Here is a 2563-nt window from a genome sequence, read left to right as displayed (position 1 = left end):
ACGGCACCAAGCTCCAGATCTGGACCTGCGCGGCCTCCGCCAACCAGCTCTGGAAACTCCCCGCCTGACAGGCCCGACAGCACATTCCCTTCTCAGAGACAGAGGAACGCACGTGGTGCGAAGACACACAAGCCCGGCCCTCGCGCTGGGCGTGGCGGTACTGACGACACTGGGCGTGGCGACCGTGAGCCCGACGGCCTCGGCCGCCGACACCCCGATCGCGGTGAACGGCGGCACCGTCCTGCCCGGCCGGGTCGCCGGCAAGACCGGCGCGCTCGGCGTCACCTTCGGGTTCTCCGACATCACCATGGCCGGCGGCCCCTACGACCAGCCGGTCAACAAGAACTACAACCGGCCGATGTACCAGCCGAAGGCCGACGATCCGGCCTCCTTCTGGGACGACTACGTCGAGGAACTGACCACCGCGGGCGTCGACTTCGTCGCCGTCGACCTGCGCGGCTTCGACCCGGACCGGGCCGTACCGGACGGCGCCGGCGATCCCCGCGCCCTCACTCCGCTGATCGACGCGATCAACCGGCGCGGCGTCGCCGACAAGCTCAAGATCGCCGCGCTGGACGACACCCCGGCGACCCTCACCGACAAGAAGAACCGGGCCGTCCACAACACCGGCGGCTACTCTCCCCCCTTCGACATGGGTGATGCCGACGGCACCGGGGAGGGCGGCTACAAGTATTTCTGGGACCGCAACCAGCGCGAGTTCTTCTCCCGCGTCCCCTCCGACATGCTCTACAAGGTCGACGGCCGCCCGCTGGTCTACGAGTGGTCGGTCAACGACTTCGCCTTCACCAACCAGGGCGACGGCAACCTCTCCAAGCTGCTCCAGTACGCCCGCTCCCGCGCGAAGACGGAGTTCGGCATCGACCCGTACTACGTCGTGGACAGCAGCTGGCCCGACCGGGATCCCACCGTGATCTCGCAGATCGACGGCATCAACAACTGGTTCCAGCTGCCGGCCGGCTGGACGAACGCCACGTACCAGCCCGTCATCGACAACGGGCAGCTGACGTTCGGCGACGGCTGGGACTACCGGACCTCGGACGGGGCCGGCGACTACAAGAACACGTATCAGACCACCTCGCAGTCGGGGGCCTCGGTCACCTACTCCTTCATCGGCACCGGCGTGCAGTACCTGGCTCGTACCGCGAGCGACCAGGGCAGCGTCGACGTGTCGGTCGACGGGCAGGCACCCGTCACCGTGCGGCTCGACGGCAGCGGCACGCTGAAGACCCAGCAGACCGTGTTCGAGAAGACCGGCCTCACGGACGGCCCCCACACCATCAAGGTGACCGACAGGACCACCGCCCCGGTCAGCGTCGACGGCTTCCGTGTCCTCACCAACCGCGCGGCCTCCCTGAACGGCCGCACCTACGGCGTCGCGACCCCCGGTTTCCGGGTCGTCAACGACACCACCGACATGGTGATGGACTCCGACCACGGCAACCACCTCAACCGCACCCTGGACGCCACGGTCAACGGTGGTGCCGACATCACCCTGGTCGAGGGCTTCACGGACTGGGAGGAGAACGCGATGATCGCGCGTACGGCCGAGGGCACGTACGCGGAGCGGCTGACCGACTATCCCAACCAGATGATCGACATCGTGCGGCAGTACTCCACCGACCCGTTCCCGGCGACCCTCAAGATCGAGGCGGAGACGGCGGACGCGCACAGCGGGGCCACTCCGGGGAACAACGGCGTCTACCGCAGCGGTGACCTCGACGTCGAGCCCACCGGCGACACCGGCGGCGGCTGGGACGTCGGCGACATCGCCCCCGGCGAGACCCTGACCTGGAAGAGCGAACCGATGCAGGGCACGGTGAAGCTCTCCGCCCGGGTCGCCACGCCCAACGACGGCGCCCAGGTCCGCTTCGTCGTCGACGGTGTGGCCGGTCCCACCGTCGCCGTCCCGAACACCGGCGGATGGCAGACGTACACCACCGTCGACGCGGGCACGTTCCAGTTCCCGGCGGGCACCCACCACACGGTCCGCCTGGAGTTCCCGACCGGTTCGCTGAACGCCAACCACTGGACGGCGACCACCCTCGCCCCGCCCGTCGCGCCGGCCCCCGTGGGCCCGACCGGCCATGTCACCGGCCAGGGCGGCAAGTGCGTCGACCTGGCGGGCGGCAGCGCGGCCGACGGCACCCAGGTCGTGCTGAACACCTGCGGCACCGCCACCACCCAGCAGTGGTCCATGGCCACCGACAGGTCGGTGCGTGTGCTCGGCAAGTGCCTGACCACCCAGGACCAGGGCACCACCAACGGCACCCGCGTCCAGATCGCCGCCTGCGACGGCTCCAAGGGCCAGCAGTGGACGGCCGACGCGAGCAACGGCTACCTGGTGAACGCCGCGTCCGGCCTGTGCCTGGAGAACTCCGACGGCAGTACGGCGGACGGCAATCCGCTGATCATCTGGACCTGCAACAACGGTGACGTCGGCCAGAAGTGGCAGGTTCCGTCGGATGCGGTGTCGGGTCCGTCGGGCCGTATCGCGGGTTACAACGGCAAGTGTGCCGAGGTGGCGGGTGGTGCGTCGGCGGAT

The 2563-nt window shown here is 69.2% G+C and carries 1 protein-coding gene; it reads left to right on the top strand.

Annotation, left to right across the window (positions count from 1 at the left end):
• Positions 1 to 115: 115 nt before the first annotated feature.
• A partial coding sequence (locus tag IE294_RS46520; protein ID WP_189895357.1) for a DUF5010 domain-containing protein occupies positions 116 to 2563 on the top strand: 2448 nt, incomplete at its 3' end.

Source organism: Streptomyces canarius (assembly GCF_014650735.1).
Classification (GTDB): domain Bacteria; phylum Actinomycetota; class Actinomycetes; order Streptomycetales; family Streptomycetaceae; genus Streptomyces; species Streptomyces olivaceoviridis.
The sequence above is the reverse complement of the archived record's forward strand: the minus strand, read 5'-3'. Positions and strand labels throughout refer to the sequence as shown.